The 16,613-nt window shown below is 69.1% G+C and carries 15 protein-coding genes; 6 read left to right on the forward strand and 9 right to left on the reverse strand.

The window, feature by feature from the left end; translation table 11 throughout:
* Positions 1-317: 317 nt before the first annotated feature.
* Complete coding sequence (locus ACQP0P_RS06050) at positions 318-881, reverse strand: NADPH-dependent FMN reductase (protein WP_433372023.1); 564 nt, start codon at positions 879-881, stop codon at positions 318-320.
* Positions 882-994: 113 nt separating this feature from the next.
* Between ACQP0P_RS06050 and ACQP0P_RS06055 the strand changes: the two genes are divergently transcribed.
* Positions 995-1,630, forward strand: coding sequence for a TetR/AcrR family transcriptional regulator (locus ACQP0P_RS06055; RefSeq protein WP_433372026.1), 636 nt, complete (start codon positions 995-997; stop codon positions 1,628-1,630).
* Positions 1,631-2,094: 464 nt separating this feature from the next.
* A complete protein-coding gene (locus ACQP0P_RS06060; protein WP_433372029.1) occupies positions 2,095-2,616 on the forward strand; it encodes a phospholipase in 522 nt (173 codons plus the stop codon).
* Between the two features lie 468 nt (positions 2,617-3,084).
* Here the strand turns inward: ACQP0P_RS06060 and ACQP0P_RS06065 are convergent, their stop codons facing one another.
* Positions 3,085-3,558 (reverse strand): MarR family winged helix-turn-helix transcriptional regulator, encoded by a 474-nt coding sequence (locus ACQP0P_RS06065; RefSeq protein ID WP_433372032.1) that lies wholly within the window; start codon positions 3,556-3,558, stop codon positions 3,085-3,087.
* A 57-nt stretch (positions 3,559-3,615) separates the two neighbouring features.
* On the opposite strand from ACQP0P_RS06065, the gene ACQP0P_RS06070 reads away from it, so the two are divergent.
* Positions 3,616-4,392: an alpha/beta fold hydrolase gene (locus ACQP0P_RS06070; protein ID WP_433372035.1), complete on the forward strand. Its 777-nt coding sequence runs from the start codon at positions 3,616-3,618 to the stop codon at positions 4,390-4,392.
* 47 nt (positions 4,393-4,439) lie between these two features.
* On the opposite strand, the gene ACQP0P_RS06075 is transcribed toward ACQP0P_RS06070, so the two are convergent.
* From ACQP0P_RS06075 to rho, 5 genes are all read right to left on the reverse strand, one after another.
* On the reverse strand, positions 4,440-4,715 hold the full coding sequence (locus ACQP0P_RS06075) for a hypothetical protein (RefSeq protein WP_433372038.1): 276 nt from the start codon (positions 4,713-4,715) through the stop codon (positions 4,440-4,442).
* A 425-nt stretch (positions 4,716-5,140) separates the two neighbouring features.
* Positions 5,141-5,551, reverse strand: a complete 411-nt coding sequence (locus ACQP0P_RS06080; RefSeq protein ID WP_433372041.1) for an archease — start codon at positions 5,549-5,551, stop codon at positions 5,141-5,143.
* Positions 5,552-5,568: 17 nt separating this feature from the next.
* Positions 5,569-6,984, reverse strand: a complete 1,416-nt coding sequence (locus ACQP0P_RS06085; protein ID WP_433372044.1) for an RtcB family protein — start codon at positions 6,982-6,984, stop codon at positions 5,569-5,571.
* 146 nt (positions 6,985-7,130) lie between these two features.
* Entirely contained in the window at positions 7,131-7,385 is a 255-nt protein-coding gene (locus tag ACQP0P_RS06090) for a hypothetical protein (RefSeq protein ID WP_433372047.1), read from the reverse strand.
* A 440-nt stretch (positions 7,386-7,825) separates the two neighbouring features.
* A complete protein-coding gene (gene rho, locus ACQP0P_RS06095) occupies positions 7,826-8,998 on the reverse strand; it encodes a transcription termination factor Rho (RefSeq protein WP_433372050.1) in 1,173 nt (390 codons plus the stop codon).
* A gap of 633 nt (positions 8,999-9,631) precedes the next feature.
* Here rho and ACQP0P_RS06100 point away from each other — a divergent pair.
* The 3 genes from ACQP0P_RS06100 (at position 9,632) to ACQP0P_RS06110 (ending at position 14,400) form a co-directional block, all read left to right on the forward strand.
* Complete coding sequence (locus ACQP0P_RS06100) at positions 9,632-11,605, forward strand: S9 family peptidase (protein ID WP_433372053.1); 1,974 nt, start codon at positions 9,632-9,634, stop codon at positions 11,603-11,605.
* Between the two features lie 247 nt (positions 11,606-11,852).
* On the forward strand, positions 11,853-13,058 hold the full coding sequence (locus ACQP0P_RS06105; RefSeq protein WP_433372056.1) for a PucR family transcriptional regulator: 1,206 nt from the start codon (positions 11,853-11,855) through the stop codon (positions 13,056-13,058).
* A gap of 70 nt (positions 13,059-13,128) precedes the next feature.
* Complete coding sequence (locus tag ACQP0P_RS06110; protein WP_433372059.1) at positions 13,129-14,400, forward strand: NAD(P)/FAD-dependent oxidoreductase; 1,272 nt, start codon at positions 13,129-13,131, stop codon at positions 14,398-14,400.
* A gap of 80 nt (positions 14,401-14,480) precedes the next feature.
* On the opposite strand, the gene ACQP0P_RS06115 is transcribed toward ACQP0P_RS06110, so the two are convergent.
* Both ACQP0P_RS06115 and ACQP0P_RS06120 read right to left on the reverse strand, forming a co-directional pair.
* Positions 14,481-14,642, reverse strand: a complete 162-nt coding sequence (locus ACQP0P_RS06115; protein ID WP_433381714.1) for a hypothetical protein — start codon at positions 14,640-14,642, stop codon at positions 14,481-14,483.
* A 300-nt stretch (positions 14,643-14,942) separates the two neighbouring features.
* Positions 14,943-16,490, reverse strand: coding sequence for a long-chain-fatty-acid--CoA ligase (locus ACQP0P_RS06120; RefSeq protein WP_433372062.1), 1,548 nt, complete (start codon positions 16,488-16,490; stop codon positions 14,943-14,945).
* Between the last annotated feature and the right edge of the window lie 123 nt (positions 16,491-16,613).

The following is a 16,613-nucleotide window of genomic DNA, read 5'->3' on the forward strand; positions in this document are numbered from 1 at the left end:
AACCGCGGGAGACACCCGCGACGGGTGGTGGGCAGGGACAACGGCAGCGTCTCCGCACTCTCCTCCGGGATGCGCCGCTGCCGCTCGGGGTGCGAGCTGAACCGTGCGACGACGACGGCGCGTCGATGGCTCCCCGGCCACAGGTGGGCGCTCGTTCGACGATGTCGTCCCCGCCGGGATGTGGGCCGACGAGTGCGCTGAGAGTCCCGTCGTCCGCACCGCCGGAACAACCGTTCCGGCGGTGCGGACGACGGGACACGAACCCTCCCGGCCAAAGTGGACAGGCGTTCCAGAGCCGGTGGGGACGGCTGTGTTCCTCAGACCGCCGTAGCCTGCCTGGCCGCGGCGGCCACCTGCTTCAGGACGGTGGGCAGCTTCTCGGTGATCTCGCTGTCGTCGACCGGGTGGGTCTCGGCGAAGCGGACGATGGAGCCGGGGATCGAAAGCCTGACGTCGTCGAGGACGGTGCCGCCTGCGATGCCGATGGCCTTGCGTGCCTCGTCCTGGGCCCATACGCCGCCGTACTGGCCGTACGCCGTGCCGACGACCGCCACGGGCTTGCCCACGAAGGTGCCGGAGCCCATGGGGCGGGAGTACCAGTCGATCGCGTTCTTCAGGACGGCCGGAATCGTGCCGTTGTACTCGGGCGAGAAGAGGAGGAAGGCATCGGCCCACCTGCCGGCCTCGCGGAGCTTCCGGGCGGCCTCGGGAAGGCTGCCCTCGACGTCGATGTCCTCGTTGTAGAACGGGACGTCGGCGAGACCCTCGCAGATCTCGACCTCGACGCCCTCGGGGGCGAGCTTGACGGCTGCCTCGGCGAGCTGCCGATTGTGCGAGGCGGCCCGGAGGCTGCCGACGAGGGCGAGGATGCGGACGGACATGAAAACTCCTACTGGAGGTGAAAACCGACATTTATGGACAATCGTCCCGAAAGTAGATGTATCACATAAGCGGACTGTGGTCCATTTGTGCTCTGGCGCGCTATGCTGGGCAGATGACCCGCCCCCCCGCCCCCACTCAGGACGCATCACCCCCGATGTGGGGGCTGCCTCTGGCGGACGAGCCTCATCAGGAGCGTGCCGACGCGGCACGCAACCGGATGCGCCTGCTTGAGGCCGCGTCCCGGCTGGTGGCGGAGCGAGGCGCGGAACACGTGACGATGGAGGCGGTCGCCGCCGCCGCCTCGGTCGGCAAGGGCACGGTCTTCCGTCGTTTCGGTGACCGGGTGGGGCTGATGCGCGCCCTGCTGGACCACGCGGAGCGCGAGTACCAGGAGGCGTTTCTGTCCGGTCCGCCTCCGCTCGGGCCCGGGGCGCCGGCGGTGGAGCGGCTTGACGCGTTCGGCGTCGCGACCCTTCGTCATCTGATGAAGTACACCGACCTGTACCTTGAGGCGGAGCAGTGTTCCAAACGTCGTTACGCCGTCCCGGCTCGTGTGGTCCGCGTCACGCATGTGGCAGCGCTCCTGCGCGAGGCCGGCGTCACCGGTGACATCGAGCTCCTCGCGGAAGCGCTGCTCGGCTACCTGGACACGGCGCTCATCGACTATCTGCGCAGTGAACGCGACCTGTCCGCGGAGCGCCTCGAAGCCGGTTGGGCGGGACTCGTCGCCCGGGTGACGCGCGAGTAGGGCCTTCGGGTGGTTCCACACTCCGCCACACGGGTCCGCCGGATATCGCGGCCAGGTGGTCGGTGATCAGGCCGGCGGCCGACCGGCCGGCTCGACGGAGGTCATCCACCGCTTCCTCCGGCCGGTCGGCCCATGATCGGCGCGCGGCCCGGCTGCGCGCCGGTCGGTGCCCGCGAGATGTCGACGGCTGTGATGGCCGTCCGCTCCGGTGCCGAGTCTCGGTGATCTGAGGGAGCGGGTCGCCGGCCACCTCCGCGCCGTGAACAGGGACCCGTCCTGGTGATTCGGCCTTTCGAAATGCGCCATTACAGGATGTTGTAATCCGTGTAAAGAGCGATCGTTTACGAACACCTATGCCGATCTTGACGAAGATCCGTTCCGGCGTATCAGATTATTTCGTTTCATTGTTAGGCGATGGCAGAAACCTGCCATGAGAGGCACCCCCCAGACAAAGGCAGAGCCCCATGGTCAAACGAGCCCTCGCAGCCGTCGCCCTCTCCCTCGTCACATTACTCGGATTAACACTGCCCGCCTACGCGGTGACACTGGAGCAAAAGCTCGCCGCACTTTCCGGTTTCAGTCAGCCCACGGCGTCCAGCGCCGCCAGTTGGCGCTCCGCGTGGCAGAACCAGGCGGGCTGGGCGGACTACGCCTTCGACTGGTCGACCGACCTCTGTTCGAGCAGCCCCGACCAGCCACTCGGCTTCGACTTCAGAATGCCGTGCCGGCGTCATGACTTCGGCTACCGCAACTACAAGGCGGTAAGTCAGTTCCCGGCGAACAAGTCGCGCATCGACGACTCGTTCTACTTCGACATGAAGCAGGTCTGCGCGGGATATTCCGCCATCCCCAGAAACACCTGCAACGGCCTCGCCTGGAGCTATTACCAGGCGGTCCGGGAGTTCGGCACCCTCAACGTCACCGAGGCACAGATCGAACGAATCCGCCAGACCGCCGAGCAGGCCGCCCAGACCACCGAGATGTGACCCATCCCGGCGGGATCACTCCCACTCGCTGACCGCCGCCGGGCCGGTTTCGTGCCGGCCCGGCACGCCCGGGGGCAGTCGTGGCGACGGTCGGCGCGTCGCCTGGGTGTGGCTACGGTTCGGGCCGCCGCTGTCCAGGGCCGGCCCCCGGGCCACGCACCCGGGTACGCGCCTGATCATCCCGGAGTCGGAGAGCCCCGGCCGGAGGGCGAAGGAGACTCACCTCTCGGCAACCCCCTTCAGAAAGGCGCGCCGCCCGTCTGACAACCGGACACCTACGAATAAGAGCAGTCGTGCGGCGACAGAAGGCAATGTCGTCGTGCTTTTCTGTTTTTCCGGCAGAAACGCTTCTTGGGCGGCGCCGGCAGAAAGGCGACGAAGCGCCCAGGAAGGGTTTGGTCGCACAGCGGCCGACTCGAATTCCCCGGGTACAGCCGGATTCTCGGTGAATGTTCGCATCGGCCGGGCTTAATCCATGTCGACGTTGTCGAGGAGTTGGAGGAGGCGCGAGAGCACATGGACGCAGGCGGCGACCTCGGCGTCGGTCAGGTCGCCGCCGACCTGGCGCAGCACCGCGCGCTCGCGGTCGATCACGGCGGTGATGGCGGCCTGGCCCTCCTCGGTCAACCGGATGAGGGAGGACCTCTTGTGCACCGGGTTGGGGACGAACTCGACCAGGCGTCGCGCGGCAGCGTCGTTGATCATGCGCTGCACGAACTGGCGGCTCAGCGCCTGGGCCCGACCCATCTGGGGGACGGTCATGAGCCCGTGCTCGCGGAGCATGTTGAGCACGGCTCGTACCCCGACTGACAGCCCCTCGATGGGCGCGTCCTGCTCCACCTTGCGCTGGGCGCGCCGGTACAGCGGCCCCACCAGGTCGAACACCTCGATGAGCCGGTCGGCCGACTCTTCGGACGCCAGGCCGCGGTCTGTTTCGCTCACCTCACCATGATGACACCTAGGTTGTCATCTTTGGACAATAATGACACCCTGGTTGTCATGAATGATCTGTTCTGGCTCGACACCGGCACTGGCCGACCCCTCGTCCTGCTGCACGGCGGCTTCGTGGACCATGGCATGTGGGGTGACCAGATTCCGGTCTTCGCCTCGCGATACCGCGTCATCGCGCCCGACGCCCGCGGCCACGGCCGGTCCGCCAACGCCACCGAGCCGTTCCGGCTCACCGACGACCTCGCCGCGCTGCTGCGCCACCTGGACACCGGTCCCGCGATCCTGGTGGGAGTCTCCATGGGGGCGGGCATCGCGGTCGACACCGCGCTGGAGCACCCGGAACTGGTCGGCGCCGTGGTCGTCAGCGGCGGCGGGACCAACGAGCCGTATTTCACCGATCCCTGGACCACCCAAGCCATGGCCGCGTGGCACTCGGCGATGGCTGCCGGTGATCTTGATGCCTCGGTCGAGGCGTTCACGCTCTTCGCTGCGGGCCCGCACCGCACCCTCGGCGATCTCGATCCCGAGGTTGTGGGCCGCCTGCGCCGGATGTCCCGGGGCACCATGTCCAAGCACACCGGCGACGAACCCAACCGGCTCGTCCCGGTGCGCGACACCTGGGACCGCGCCGCCAAGATCGACGTTCCCGTGCTGGCCATCAACGGCGCCATCGACTCGCCGGACCACATCGGCATGGCCGAACGCCTCGTCCGCACCGTTGCCAACGGCCGCGCGATCTCGGTAGAGGGGAGCGCCCACTACCCCAACATGGAGCGCCCGGACATCTTCAACGAGATCCTCGAAGACTTCCTGCGCACCGTGTGACCACGCCGCCGACAGTTCCGGTCAGCCCCTTCCGGCGCGGAAACGAATCACCGTCCGTCTGACACCGAGCGCGTCGATGGCGGTGACTCCAGCGGCGAGCAGGCGGCTGGGCCGCGGAGTCCGAACATGTGGTGGAAGGCCTCGCTGAAGTGGGAAGGGCCGGCGAATCCGGCATCGGCTGCGGTGGTGAGGTCGCGTCGTTCGGCTGTCGGTTCGGCGACGCGCAGCATCCGGGCGACCAGCCGGTGGGTGAGGCGGGGTGCGATCAGGGCACTGCGCGCGGCCTCCCCTCGCCCGCCGAGTTGCGGCCTTCTGCACCGCACGGGTCATCGACGCGGGGATCGCCCGGGACCGGCCCTACCTGGTCAGCGAATACGTCCGAGGCCCTTCTCTGGACGTGTTCGCCTGGGCCGCCACCATGGTCTACGCCGCCACATCCGCGAAACCTCCACCGGTCATCAGAAGTGGGTCCTGTCGGTGGCGGTGGGGTAGTTGGACGGTCGCCCGGTGGTGGTCTCCGGCGGTGACGACGGCATGATGCGGGTGTGGAGTCTGGGGCCACCGTACCCACTGCCCGCTCCGTGACCGGGGCTCGGCCGGGTGGCGACCGCTGGGCGGAGCCGAAGGCGTTCATTCCCGTCAAGCCGAGTCCGCTTAACGCCTACGGAAAAGGGCCTTGCGCCGACCGACCATGCCATCGTGGTGGCCGTGTGGGAGTTCCGGCAGGCATCGCGGACTCCCCGCTCACTCACACGTCCAGGGTCACCGCGCAGCTCCAGCCGCGGGGTTCACGAAGGAAGCGCAGGTCGTGGAGGGCGACTGCTTTGGGGATGGCGCCGATCTGGGAGATGGTGGCGACGTCGGCCATGTCCAGTCGCAGCCACAGCCCGCTCTGATCCTCACCCGCTTCGACGCCGCGGGGGATCCTCGCGGTGGTGTCCATGCGGTAGATCACCTCGTCGAGCGCTGTCACGAGCTGGTCCTCGGGGAAGCCGGGGCCGATGCGCACCGTCTGGACGGCACCGCTTTCGGCGTGGCCGAGATCGGCGAAGCCTTCGATCATGGCGCGGATCGCCTCGGCGATGCACTCGGCGGCGGTGGGCGCCCACGCCTCGATGCGGGCGTCGGCGGTGTGGGGCAGGGCACGGTGGCCTTTCACGTGGCCTTTCACCGGGATCAGCCCTTCACCACGCCGAGCGGGACCAGCCGGGCGACCCTGCGGCACAGGCCGGCTCCGACGCCGGCGGCCACCACGGCGTCGACGTCCTTGTAGGCGGTCGGAGCCTCCTCCGCCAAGCCGCGCCAGGACGAGCCGCGCACGGCGATGCCCTGCGCCTCCAGCCGGTCGCGAAGCCGGCGTCCGTCGGTGGAGCGGGCGGCTTGGTGGCGGCTGTGGGTGCGGCCGGCACCGTGGCAGGTGGAGTGGAAGGCATCCGCGCCGGTCACGCCGGTGAGTACGTGGGAGGCGGTGCCCATGGTGCCGGGAATGAGCACCGGTTGGCCGTACGGTGCCAGATCGGCCGGTAGGTCGGGGTGGTGCGGCGGAAGTGCCCGGGTGGCGCCCTTGCGGTGTACGCACAACCGCATCCCCTCGTGTACCTCGATCTTGGCGAGGTTGTGCGACACGTCGTAGACCAGGTCCACGGTGGCACCGGTCACGTGGCGGAACGCGGTGCGGGTGGCCTCGGTGAGCAGTTGCCGGTTGGCCCTGCCGTAGTTGGCCGCGGCGGCCATCGCGCCCAGGTAGGCACGGCCCTCGCGGGATTCGACCGGGGCGCAGGCGAGCTGCCGGTCCGGGACGCTGATGCCGTACCCCGGCATGGCCTTTTCCATGACGCGGACGTGATCGGTGCAGATCTGGTGTCCCAGGCCACGCGACCCGCAGTGGATCATCACGCATACCTGGCCGAGCCGGAGGCCGAACGCGGCCGCCACCGCCGGGTCGTAGATCTTCTCGACCGCCTGGACCTCCAGGAAGTGATTTCCGGAGCCGAGGCTGCCGACCTGGGCCAGGCCTCGTTCGACGGCGCGGGGGCTGACCTGTGCCGGGTCGGCGTCGGCGACCGCCCCAAAGTCCTCGCAGCGGTCCAGATCGCGGGGCAGGCCGTGTCCGTGCTGTACGGCGTAGCCCGCACCGCCGTACAGCACCCCTTCGAGTTGCCCCTCGGAAAGCCGCCATAGCCCGCCTTGGCCGATTCCGCGGGGTGTGGTCCTGTCCAACTCGTCCATGAGCCGATTCAGCGTGGTGGCGAGTTGGTCGCGCTGGAGAGCGACGGTGAGCAGCCGGACCCCACAGGAGATGTCGAACCCGACTCCGCCGGGTGAGACCACTCCGCCCGCGGCGATGTCGGTGGCGGCCACGCCGCCTATCGGGAAGCCGTACCCCCAGTGGATGTCGGGCATGGCGTAGGAGGCGCGTACGACGCCAGGCAGCATGGCCACGTTGACGACCTGCCGCAAGGCCTGCTCTTCGGGAAGCAGGTCACCGGAGGCGAACACGATCCCGGGGACCGGCATGTGCTCGCCCTGGTCGATCCGGAACCGGAAGGGCGTCTCCTGGATGAGTCTCGTGGCAGTGTCGTATCGCGTCATGTCTCGACCCGGCGCATCGGGGTGGCCGCCGCGAGTCCGTCGCCGATCCACCTCACCGGCCGGTGCTCCAGCGGCGACCTGCGACGAAACCGCGGCCGATCACCTGCTGGGTGTGATGTGGAGGCGTGCCGACGGCTCATGCCATGTCATCCCCCGCCCTTGACGAGGCCGGCGGCGAGCAACAGTTCGTGAGCGAGCCGCGCGGCCTGCTCGGGGTGCATCTGCCCGGGCTCCTCCATGGGCCCGGCCTCCATGCCCCGCGCGAGGACCAGATTGGCCTCGGCCAGCACCTGGATCTGCTTCTCGATCCTGCTGACCCGGCCCTTGAGGAGGTTCAGTTCGACCTCAAGCGAATGCGTTTCCCCGGACGCCGGAACCGTACTGGGTTTGGACTGAGACATCAGCTCCACCTCCCAGGAAGTGTTCTCCTTCCCACCCTTGCCGGGACCGATACTCGCGGCACAGGGACTTACGTCCTTCGTTGGCCGGTCCATAGGTCCCATCGACGAGGGCCGTTCCGGTGCCGCTGTGCCGCCGGATCTCCTGAGCTCACGCCTGTCGTCAGTGATCGGCCGGCTGGATACCCGCTAAAGACCGGCCCTCGGCTGATGATCGGGGAGTTGGGCCGGGGCAGCCCCGCGCCTGGTCGGCCCGGAGCGGTACGCGGACGCTGAACAAGGCTGCTCCACGTGGCCGATCCGCAGGTCGCAGCCGAAGCAGGGCCGAAGGTCCTCAGTGGCGGAGCGGCGCTGTCCTCTGTCGCGCGACCCCGTGATCGCATCGCCTCCATGGATCTTCCGACTCGGGCGCCCGCACCACCGCCGGATTGCCGCGATCGGCCTCAGCGGGGGCCTTGTGAGAGCGCGAGCTGCCGGAGGAAGACGGCGTTGGACGGTGACGTGCGCAGACCGTCGAGTATCCCGGTGAGCGCCTGCTCGCGGTCCAGGCCCGCGAGCACCTGCCGGAGCTTCCAGATGATCTCGCGCTCGTCGCCGGTGAGGAGCATCTCCTCCCGCCGTGTGCTGGAGGAGGTCACGTCCACGGCGGGGAACAGGCGCTGCTCGGCGAGAGTCCGGTCAAGCCGCAGCTCCATGTTGCCGGTGCTCTTGAACTCCTCGAAGAGGTAGTCGTCCATCCGCGAGCCCGTCTCGACGAGCGCGGTCGCCAGGATGGAGAGCGAGCCGCCCTCCTCGGTCGCGCGGGCCGCGCCGAACAGCCGTTTCGGCTGGTGGACGGCGTACGCGTCGACCCCACCCGTCAGCGTCCTGCCGCCTTTCGGGGCGATGACGTTGTACGCCCTGGCGAGCCGGGTCAGGGAGTCCATGAGGACGACCACGTTCCGGCCACGCTCGACGAGCCGCTTGGCCCGCTCGATCGCGAGTTCGGCGAGCGCCGTATGGTCGCGTTCGGGCTGGTCGAACGTCGAGGCGATCACCTCGCCGCGCACCTGCCGGCGGAAGTCGGTGACCTCCTCGGGGCGCTCGCCCATAAGTACCACCATGAGGTGGACCGCGGGATGGTTCGCCGCGATGGCGTCGGCGATCGCCTTGAGCGCCATGGTCTTCCCGGTCTTCGGTGGCGCGGCGATCAGGCCGCGCTGCCCCAGGCCGACCGGGGTGATGAGGTCGATCAGGCGGGTGATCGACGATCCGGTCTCCAATGGCAGGCGGCGGTGGGGGTGGACGGGCGTCATGTCGGCGAAGTGCGGCCGTGCGCCGCCCGGCTCCTCGCCGTCGATCGACACCACCTCGGCCGGCTTGCCGTACGGCCTGCGCAGTGTTGCCGTGATCAGGTCGCCCGGGCGCAGGCCGAGTGCTTTCACCCGTGCGGCGGGCAGGCAGGCGTCGTCCTCGCCCGGGAGGTAGCCGCTCGCCCTGAGGTAGGCCCTCCCGTCGCGGATGTCGAGCAACCCGGTCACCTCCCGCTCTTCGGCGGGTGGGCGTGTGCTGTTCCGGGCTACCGGGGCGGTGGTCGTGGTGCTTCTTTTCGAGGGCTTGTCGGTGGTGATGGTCATGGGCGTGTCCTTAAGAGCGGAGATGGGTGATGGAAAGGGGGATGCGCGCCGATTCGGCCCGATGGCGGGCATGGCGCGATGAAGTTCTGGCAGGCGGCGGGCGGTTCACGCGCACAAAGAGAGGTGCGTGATGACGCGGTCCGGTTGCCGAACGGAAAGTGACGCCCTCAGCGGTGGGCGAAAGCGGAATACCGACGCTCAGCGGCGGCTGGAGAAGGGCTCTGAATCGGAAAAGGGATCAGATCGATCACATCGATGAGCCATTTACACGGTAACACCACCCCCGGGGTCGAACGCAACCCCGGGTCCTGGCCTACCACCTGCCGAGGACGAGAGACCCTCAGGCGGATGTGACGCTGGAGCGGCCCAAGCCGCGCGGCAGCACCGCCGGCACCGTTTCCATATGGGCCGTTCCGGCTGTTCGGCGATGCCGACCTCGTTCGGTTCATGCCGGACACCGGCCGGTTCCTTGGCCGGATGCCCGCCCGGTCAGCCATGCCCGGCAGACTGCAAGTGCTTCGTTGTGATCGGCCCCCACAAGAGGTTCTGCCCTCGACACCCGTAGAATCCAAGCCCTCCGGTTTCCGTCCCGGGTCGATGGAGACGGGCCGCCCCATCGCGTAAGGTCCGCCCATGAGCGGTAGCGACGTGCGCGGCAGCGCCACTTGGGGCCAGGTCGAAGAGTATTTCCGGCGGTTGCACGAGCCGGCGTTGGGACAGCCGTACAAGCTGCTGGAGCCGTCCTGCTCCGCCGACGGGTCGCGGATCGCGGTGACCGGCCTCGTGTACGACGAGCTGGCCGGCCTTCCACGCCAGGCATGCTTCCTGGTCGACGGTGCGGACCTGCGGCCGCTGACGGGATCGTCCGGTTCCTCGCGGCAACCGTGCTTCTCCCTGGACGGGGCGACGGTGGCATTCCTGTCGGACCGCACGGAGGCAGGCCGGTTCCAGCTGTACCTGTTGCGCACCGGTCAGCTGGGTGAGGCGGAGGCGACCCCGGCCGTGCCCGGGACGGTGGAGTACTGTTCCTGGTCGCCGGACGGCACGAGGGTGCTGCTCGGGGTGGCGGGGCTCGGTGCCGATCTGGCCGGTGGTCAGGGGAGCGGCACGACGTACAAGCCGACGGAGAAGCTGCCGGACTGGCACCCGCGCGTCGAGATCGGCGTGACGGAGGAGTCGTGGCGGTCGTTGTGGATCCATGACCTCGCGGCAGGTACGACCACCAGGCTGTCGCCGGAGGGTCTCAACATCTGGGAGGCGGTCTGGCTCGGCCCCGACGCGGTCGTCGCGGTCACCAGCCCTGCTCCGGACGAGGCCGCCTGGTACACGGCCGTGCTCTCCCGCCTGGGCCTCGACGGGGCGGTCACCGAACTGGCCCGCTCCGAGGTGCAGCTCGGCTGGCCCGCGGCCTCGCCTTCCGGGGAACGGTTGGCGGTGGTCGAGGCGGTGGGCAGCGATCGCGGGGTCGTCGCGGGTGACCTGCTGGTGGGCGCTCCCGATGCTGCCTTCGAGCGGGTCGACACCGGTGAGGTGGACGTCACCGCGACCCGGTGGATCGACGCGGATCGCCTGGGAATCCTGGGGATCCGCGGCCTGGAGACCGTCGCCGCGGTGTACGACGCGGTGACCGGGAAGATCACCGAGCTGTGGTCGAGCACGGACACCGGTTGCGGCACGCGCTACCCGGAGGCGGCCTGGTCCGCCGACGGCCGCGTGGTGCTCGTCGAGGAGGGCTACTCGGTGCCGCAACGGGTCGTGGTGCTGGGTGACGACCGGGTCGAGCTCGCAGGGATCGGACACCCGGGCACCGAGTACCTGCTGTCGGTCGCGGGCAAGGCCGAGACGGTCGCCTGGTCCGCACCGGACGGGCTGCGAATCGAGGGGATCCTGTGCGTCCCTGCCGGGGACGGGCCCTTCCCGCTCGTGGTGAACATCCACGGTGGCCCGGTGTGGGCCTACCGGAACACCTGGTCGATGTTCTCCCCCTATACCCCGCTGCTGGTAGCCCAGGGGTACGCCGTCCTCAACCCCAACCCGCGGGGCAGCTCCGGCCGCGGGCAGGACTTCGCCCGGCTGGTCTTCGGGGACATGGGCGGTGAGGACACGGCCGACTTCACGTCCGCGATCGACGCTCTTGTTGAGCGCGGGATCGTGGACCCGGCCAGGGTCGGCCTCATCGGCGGGTCGTACGGCGGCTACATGTCCTCGTGGCTGGTCACCCAGGACCAGCGCTGGGCTGCCGCCGTACCGGTCTCACCCGTGACGAACTGGTACAGCCAGCACTTCACCAGCAACATCCCCTACTTCGACGCGCTGTTCCTCAACGGGAACCCGGAAGTCCCCGGCGACAAGTTCCACTCCAGGAGCCCGGTCATCCACGCCGGCAAGGTGCGCACGCCGTGCCTGAACATCGCCGGTGCCCTGGACCGCTGCACGCCGCCGACGCAGGCCCAGGAGTTCCATCAGGCGCTGCTCGAACACGGGGTCGAGTCCCAGCTCGTGATCTACCCGCAGGAAGGCCACGGCGTCCGTAGCCTCCCGGCTCTGATCGACTTCTGCACCCGCGTCGTGGACTGGTTCCAGAAGCACATGCCGGCCCGCGGCTGACACCCTTCGTGGCCGAAGGTACGGCTATGGCATAGCGTGCGATGATTGGAGGTAAGAGGGCTGATTCACCCGCGGTCGGCCGGCGGACGTGGCGCACGCCGCCTACCGTCCCGCCATGACGATCACCTTCCGTGCCGCTCGGCTCGCCTTCTGTCGAGCCCCTGACCGGCGACGTATCGACGCGCTCGCTCGCCCCCTTGGCGAGCGAGGATGGCAGAATCATCGTACGCAGGGGTGGTGGTGCGAGGTGGATGAGCTGCAGCGGGTCGCGCAGGCGCTCGCGGACCGGATCAGCCTGGCGGTGGCGATCGACGACCCTCAGATGAACCTGATCTGCCACACCGCCCACGACGACCACATCGACCGGCACCGGATCTCGAGCATCATGAAGATGCGCGCCCCGGACGAGGTGGTGGCACACGCCGTCGCCCAGGGCATCGCCACGGCCGAGGGGCCGGTGCGCGTGGCCGGGCGGCCTGAGATCGAACTGCTGCCCCGGATCTGCTTTCCGGTCCGCTGCCAGGGGCTCCTGTTCGGCTACCTCTGGATCATCGAGCCCGAGGACGGTCTGCCCGCGGACGAGGTGCGGGCGGCGGCGAAGGCCGCGGCGGACGCGGGCCAGGTGCTCTTCCGCGAGCGCCTCGTCGACGACCTGCGAGACAGCCGCGAGCGTGAGCTGTTGCGTGACCTCGTCTCCGACGACCCCGCGGTCGGCTCCGCAGCCGCAGACCTGCTGGCCGACGAGGAGATGCTGCCCCCTGCCTGCTCGGTCGCGGTCCTCGTGGTGCAGGTGAGCTCGACCGAGCAGGAGGACCTGCGCAGCACGTTGCACGCTGTACTGCGCCGGGCAGGGCGACGGGCCACGCCGCTGGTGAGCCTGTCGATGGCACGTGCCGGCGGCCGTGGTGTTCTGCTCCTGGCCGGGCGACGTCCGCCCGGGGCGGCCGACCTGCGAGGGGTGGCCGAGCAGGTGCGGGACGAGCTGGTCAAGCAGCTCGGTGACAGCGCCCAGGTGCGGGTGGGCATCGGTCCCGTCGTGGATGATCCCGCGCGCGCCTCGGTGAGCGCGCGGCGGGCGCGCGAGGCGCTCGACGTCACGCAGAAGGTGACCGGCTTCGGCACGGTGACCGCGTGGGACGACCTCGGCGTCTACCGGCTGCTCGTGCAGCTGCCGCTCTCCGACCTGCCGGAGGACGCCATCCCCGACGGGCTGCGCACCCTCATGGAGTCCGACCACGAGGGCACGCTGGCCGAGACCCTGGAGACCTGGCTGGACGAGGGCTGCGACTCGCGGCACACGGTGGCGCGGCTGCAGGTGCATCGCACGTCGCTGTACTACCGGCTGGGGCGCATCGAGGAGATCACCGGGCTGTCCCTGAAAAGCGGCGGCGTACGGCTCGACCTGCACCTCGGGCTGAAGCTCGCCCGCCTGCAGGGGCTTCTCGGCAGGTGACGAACCGGGGACGGGGAAGTCTCGACAGTCGTCGGTGGGCTCTGCGGTGACGCGAGGCGAGACTTTGCAGATGAGTGTGACAGCAGACGTAGTAGTGGTCGGTGCCGGCGTGATCGGCTCCTCGATCGCCTTCGAGCTGGCCAAGACGGGCCGCTCGGTGGTGGTGGTCGACAAGGCGAGCGGGCCCGGCCAGGGGTCGACCAGCGCGTCCAGCGCGGTGATCCGGTTCAACTACTCGACCTGGGACGGCATCGCGCTGTCCTGGGAGTCCAAGCACTGCTGGGAGAGGTGGGCCGACCACCTCGAGGGCGTGGACGATGCCGGGATGGCGAGGTTCCACCGCGTCGGCAAGGTGTTCATGGACGTCGACATCGCGCCGATGGGCCGTGTCCTCGAGATGTTCGACCGGGCGGGGATCCCGTACGAGGTCTGGGGGGCCGACGAGCTGGCCCGCCGGATGCCCGGGCTCGCCCCTGGCCGGTTCTGGCCTCCGAAGCGCATCGAGGATCCGGCCTTCTGGGAGGACACGGACAGGCGCCTGGGTGCGCTGTGGACCCCGGACGCCGGCTTTGTCGACGATCCGGGTCTGGCTGCCGTCAACCTCGCCAACGGGGCGAAGCGGCGGGGTGCGCGGTTCCTGTTCAGGCGTCAGGTGATCGCCGTCCTCGGTGACGGTGCGGTGAGCGGTGTCCGGCTCGACGATGGTACGACCGTGAGTGCGCCCGTCGTCATCAACGCGGCCGGGCCGTGGTCCGGCACGTTGAACGCGCTGGCGGGCGTCGGTGCGGGCTGGTCGGTCTCCGTCCGGCCGATGCGCCAGGAGGTGCACCACGTGCCCGCGCCGGCCGGCTACAACGGCGAGGGCATCGGCCCGTGCATCGCCGACCTCGACCTCGGTGTCTATATGCGGGGCGCCCCAGGTGACGGGCTGTTGGTCGGCGGCACCGAGCCCGCGTGTGACGAGCTGCAGTGGGTCGACGATCCCGACGCCATCAATCCCAACCCCACCCAGCAGGTCTTTGAGGCGCAGGTCACGCGTGCCGCCCGACGCCTTCCCGACCTCGGTGTGCCCGGCAGGCCGATCGGTATCGCCGGCGTCTACGACGTCGCCGAGGACTGGACCCCGATCTACGATGGCACGGAACGCGCGGGCTTCTACGTCGCGATCGGGACCAGTGGCAACCAGTTCAAGAACGCCCCCATGGTCGGGCGCCTGATGCGGGCCGTGATCGACGGTGAGAGCCGCGTCGTCGGTGAGCACACCGGGTTGGAGATAGGGCTCGCCGCCTTCGGTCGTGCCCGGCCGCGCAACGCGGACTCGACGGGCACGGTGATGGGATGACCGAGCCCGGCTTCATGTCAGCCAAGCATGTGGCCGCGATGAACACGATCCTGTCGGAGGACGATGCCGTTGCAGGCGGGCTATAGAGGCCGGACGGTGAGGCTCTGCTGTGCGAGCCCGATCGGCCCGTTGGTGTCATGAAGAATGGTGCTGGTGACGCCTTGGCCGGTGGCTCCGAAGATGACAGTGGTGTCCAGTCCGACCCATCGGCCTTCTGGTTGGCGATGGAGGTGGAGGGACAGGTCGACGTTGGTGCGACGCCAGGAAGCGGTCGATCGCGTGGACGATCAGGCCTCCCAGCGGGCTGAAGTGTTGTTCGTCCCTCCGCCATGCCCCACCAGCGTGGGCGGTCGGTTTGTAGCGCTGCGCGTCGATTCGCTGGTAATAGCTGCGGGCGGACTGTGGTTGTGCGATCACCGATGTTCTCTCCGAATCGGATGGAGGCGTGCGGGCGGGGAGGTGCGGAGGGCGAACGAAGGTGCCCGAGCCCGGGCGTGGGCCGCACGTGGCGGTCGTCCGGCGGTGCCGGATCGGGTAGGGAGTCAGTTCGGGGCGGGGGCGAGTTCGCGTTTGAGGATCTTGCCGCTGGCGGTCATCGGCAGTGTGTCGCGGAAGGTGATGATCCGCGGGTACTTGTAAGCGGCCATGTTCTGCCTGCACCAGGCGATCAGCTCGTCCTCGCTGATCGTGGAGCCGGGCTTGCGGATGACGAAGGCCTGGACTTCCTGGCCGTTGCGTTCGTGCGGTACGCCGACGACGGCGGCGAGGCTGACCTCAGGGTGGGTGAGCAGGATCTCTTCCAGCTCGCGCGGATACACGTTGTACCCGCCACGGATGATCATGTCCTTCTTGCGGTCGATGAGGTGGTAGTAGCCGTCCTTGTCACGGCGGCCGATGTCACCGGTTCGAAACCAGCCGTCGGCGCTCAGGGCCTCGGCCGTCGCGCCGGGCCGGTTGAGGTAGCCCTTCATCACGTTGTGGCCGCGTACATGGAGCTCTCCCGGCTCGTCGACGCCCGCCTCGGCGCCGTCCTCGGCGACGACCTTGACCTCCACGCCCCAGACGGGCAGGCCGATCGATCCGGGACGGTACGGCTGGTCCATCGGGTGCCACAGGGCGATCGGGCTGAGCTCGGTCATGCCGTACCCCTCCAGCAATGGCACGCCGAACCTGCGTTCGAACTTCTCCGCGATGCTGACGGGCAGCGCCGCCCCGGCGCTCAGGCACATCCGCAGGGTGCGGGCGATCGTGGCGAGGTCGAACCGCTCGGCGCTCCGGTAGGCGAGCAGTTCCCAGAACATGGTCGGCACGCCCGCGAAGAACGTGACCCCTTCCCGCTCCATGAGGTCCAGGGCCTGTTCGGCGTCGAACCGCCGCTGGAGCACCAGGGTCGCGCCGGCGGCGAATCCTGCGTTCAGCTGAACGGTCTGCCCGTAGGTGTGGAACAGCGGCAGGGCGACCAGGTGGACGTCGTGCGGGTGGTGGCCGAACAGCCGGTCGGGGATCAGCGCGTTCAGCACGAGACTGCTGTGGGTCAGCTCGGCGCCCTTGGGGGTCCCGGTCGTCCCGCTCGTGTACAGCACCACCGCGGTATGGCACTCCTGGGTCGGTGAGGTGTCGAAGGTGCCCGGCCTGCCGTCGATGAGGGCGGCAAGGGTGCCGGGCCGTCTGTCGTGCGGGTCCTCGGTGATGACGACGAAATGCTCGCAACCGGGGGTCGCGTCGAACGCCGCCCGGCCGACCTCGCCCGTGGGCAGTTCCGTGGTGCCTTCGAAGCACACGTAGGCCTTGGCGGCGCTGTCGTGGAGGTGGTAGGCGACCTCCCGTTCGGTCAGCAGCATGTTCAGCGGCATCACGCCGGCGCCGGTCTTGAGTATCCCGTAGTAGAGGATGGGGAACTCCGGCACGTTCGGACAGCTGAGCGCGACCGTGTCGCCCGGTGCGACACCGAGCGCGACCAGGGCGCCTGCGACCTGGTTCGCGGTCCGGTCGACCTGGGCGTAGGTGAGTCTGACGGCGCCGGCCACGACCGCCTCTCGGTCGGGAAACTCCCGTGCGCTGTGCTCCAGCAGGGTGGCGAGGTTGAGCATGCGGTACCTCCGTGGCTTGGCCGAAACCTCCACGCGGTCGGCGGCCGGACCATCAGCGTGACCTCACACCATCGCCCGCCGTTAGGGGTAGATCCACAGACCTCTTTGTGGGACGACCACAAT

Source organism: Streptosporangium sp. CA-115845 (assembly GCF_050943795.1).
Classification (GTDB): Bacteria; Actinomycetota; Actinomycetes; order Streptosporangiales; family Streptosporangiaceae; genus Streptosporangium.

Excerpts from the sequence above, each read along its gene's own strand:
- ACQP0P_RS06050 (WP_433372023.1), bottom strand. The coding sequence starts at position 881 with ATGTCCGTCCGCATCCTCGCCCTCGTCGGCAGCCTCCGGGCCGCCTCG.
- ACQP0P_RS06055 (WP_433372026.1), top strand. The coding sequence starts at position 995 with ATGACCCGCCCCCCCGCCCCCACTCAGGACGCATCACCCCCGATGTGG.
- ACQP0P_RS06060 (WP_433372029.1), top strand. The coding sequence starts at position 2,095 with ATGGTCAAACGAGCCCTCGCAGCCGTCGCCCTCTCCCTCGTCACATTA.
- ACQP0P_RS06070 (WP_433372035.1), top strand. The coding sequence starts at position 3,616 with ATGAATGATCTGTTCTGGCTCGACACCGGCACTGGCCGACCCCTCGTC.
- ACQP0P_RS06085 (WP_433372044.1), bottom strand. The coding sequence starts at position 6,984 with ATGACGCGATACGACACTGCCACGAGACTCATCCAGGAGACGCCCTTC.
- ACQP0P_RS06090 (WP_433372047.1), bottom strand. The coding sequence starts at position 7,385 with ATGTCTCAGTCCAAACCCAGTACGGTTCCGGCGTCCGGGGAAACGCAT.
- rho (WP_433372050.1), bottom strand. The coding sequence starts at position 8,998 with ATGACCATCACCACCGACAAGCCCTCGAAAAGAAGCACCACGACCACC.
- ACQP0P_RS06100 (WP_433372053.1), top strand. The coding sequence starts at position 9,632 with ATGAGCGGTAGCGACGTGCGCGGCAGCGCCACTTGGGGCCAGGTCGAA.
- ACQP0P_RS06110 (WP_433372059.1), top strand. The coding sequence starts at position 13,129 with ATGAGTGTGACAGCAGACGTAGTAGTGGTCGGTGCCGGCGTGATCGGC.
- ACQP0P_RS06120 (WP_433372062.1), bottom strand. The coding sequence starts at position 16,490 with ATGCTCAACCTCGCCACCCTGCTGGAGCACAGCGCACGGGAGTTTCCC.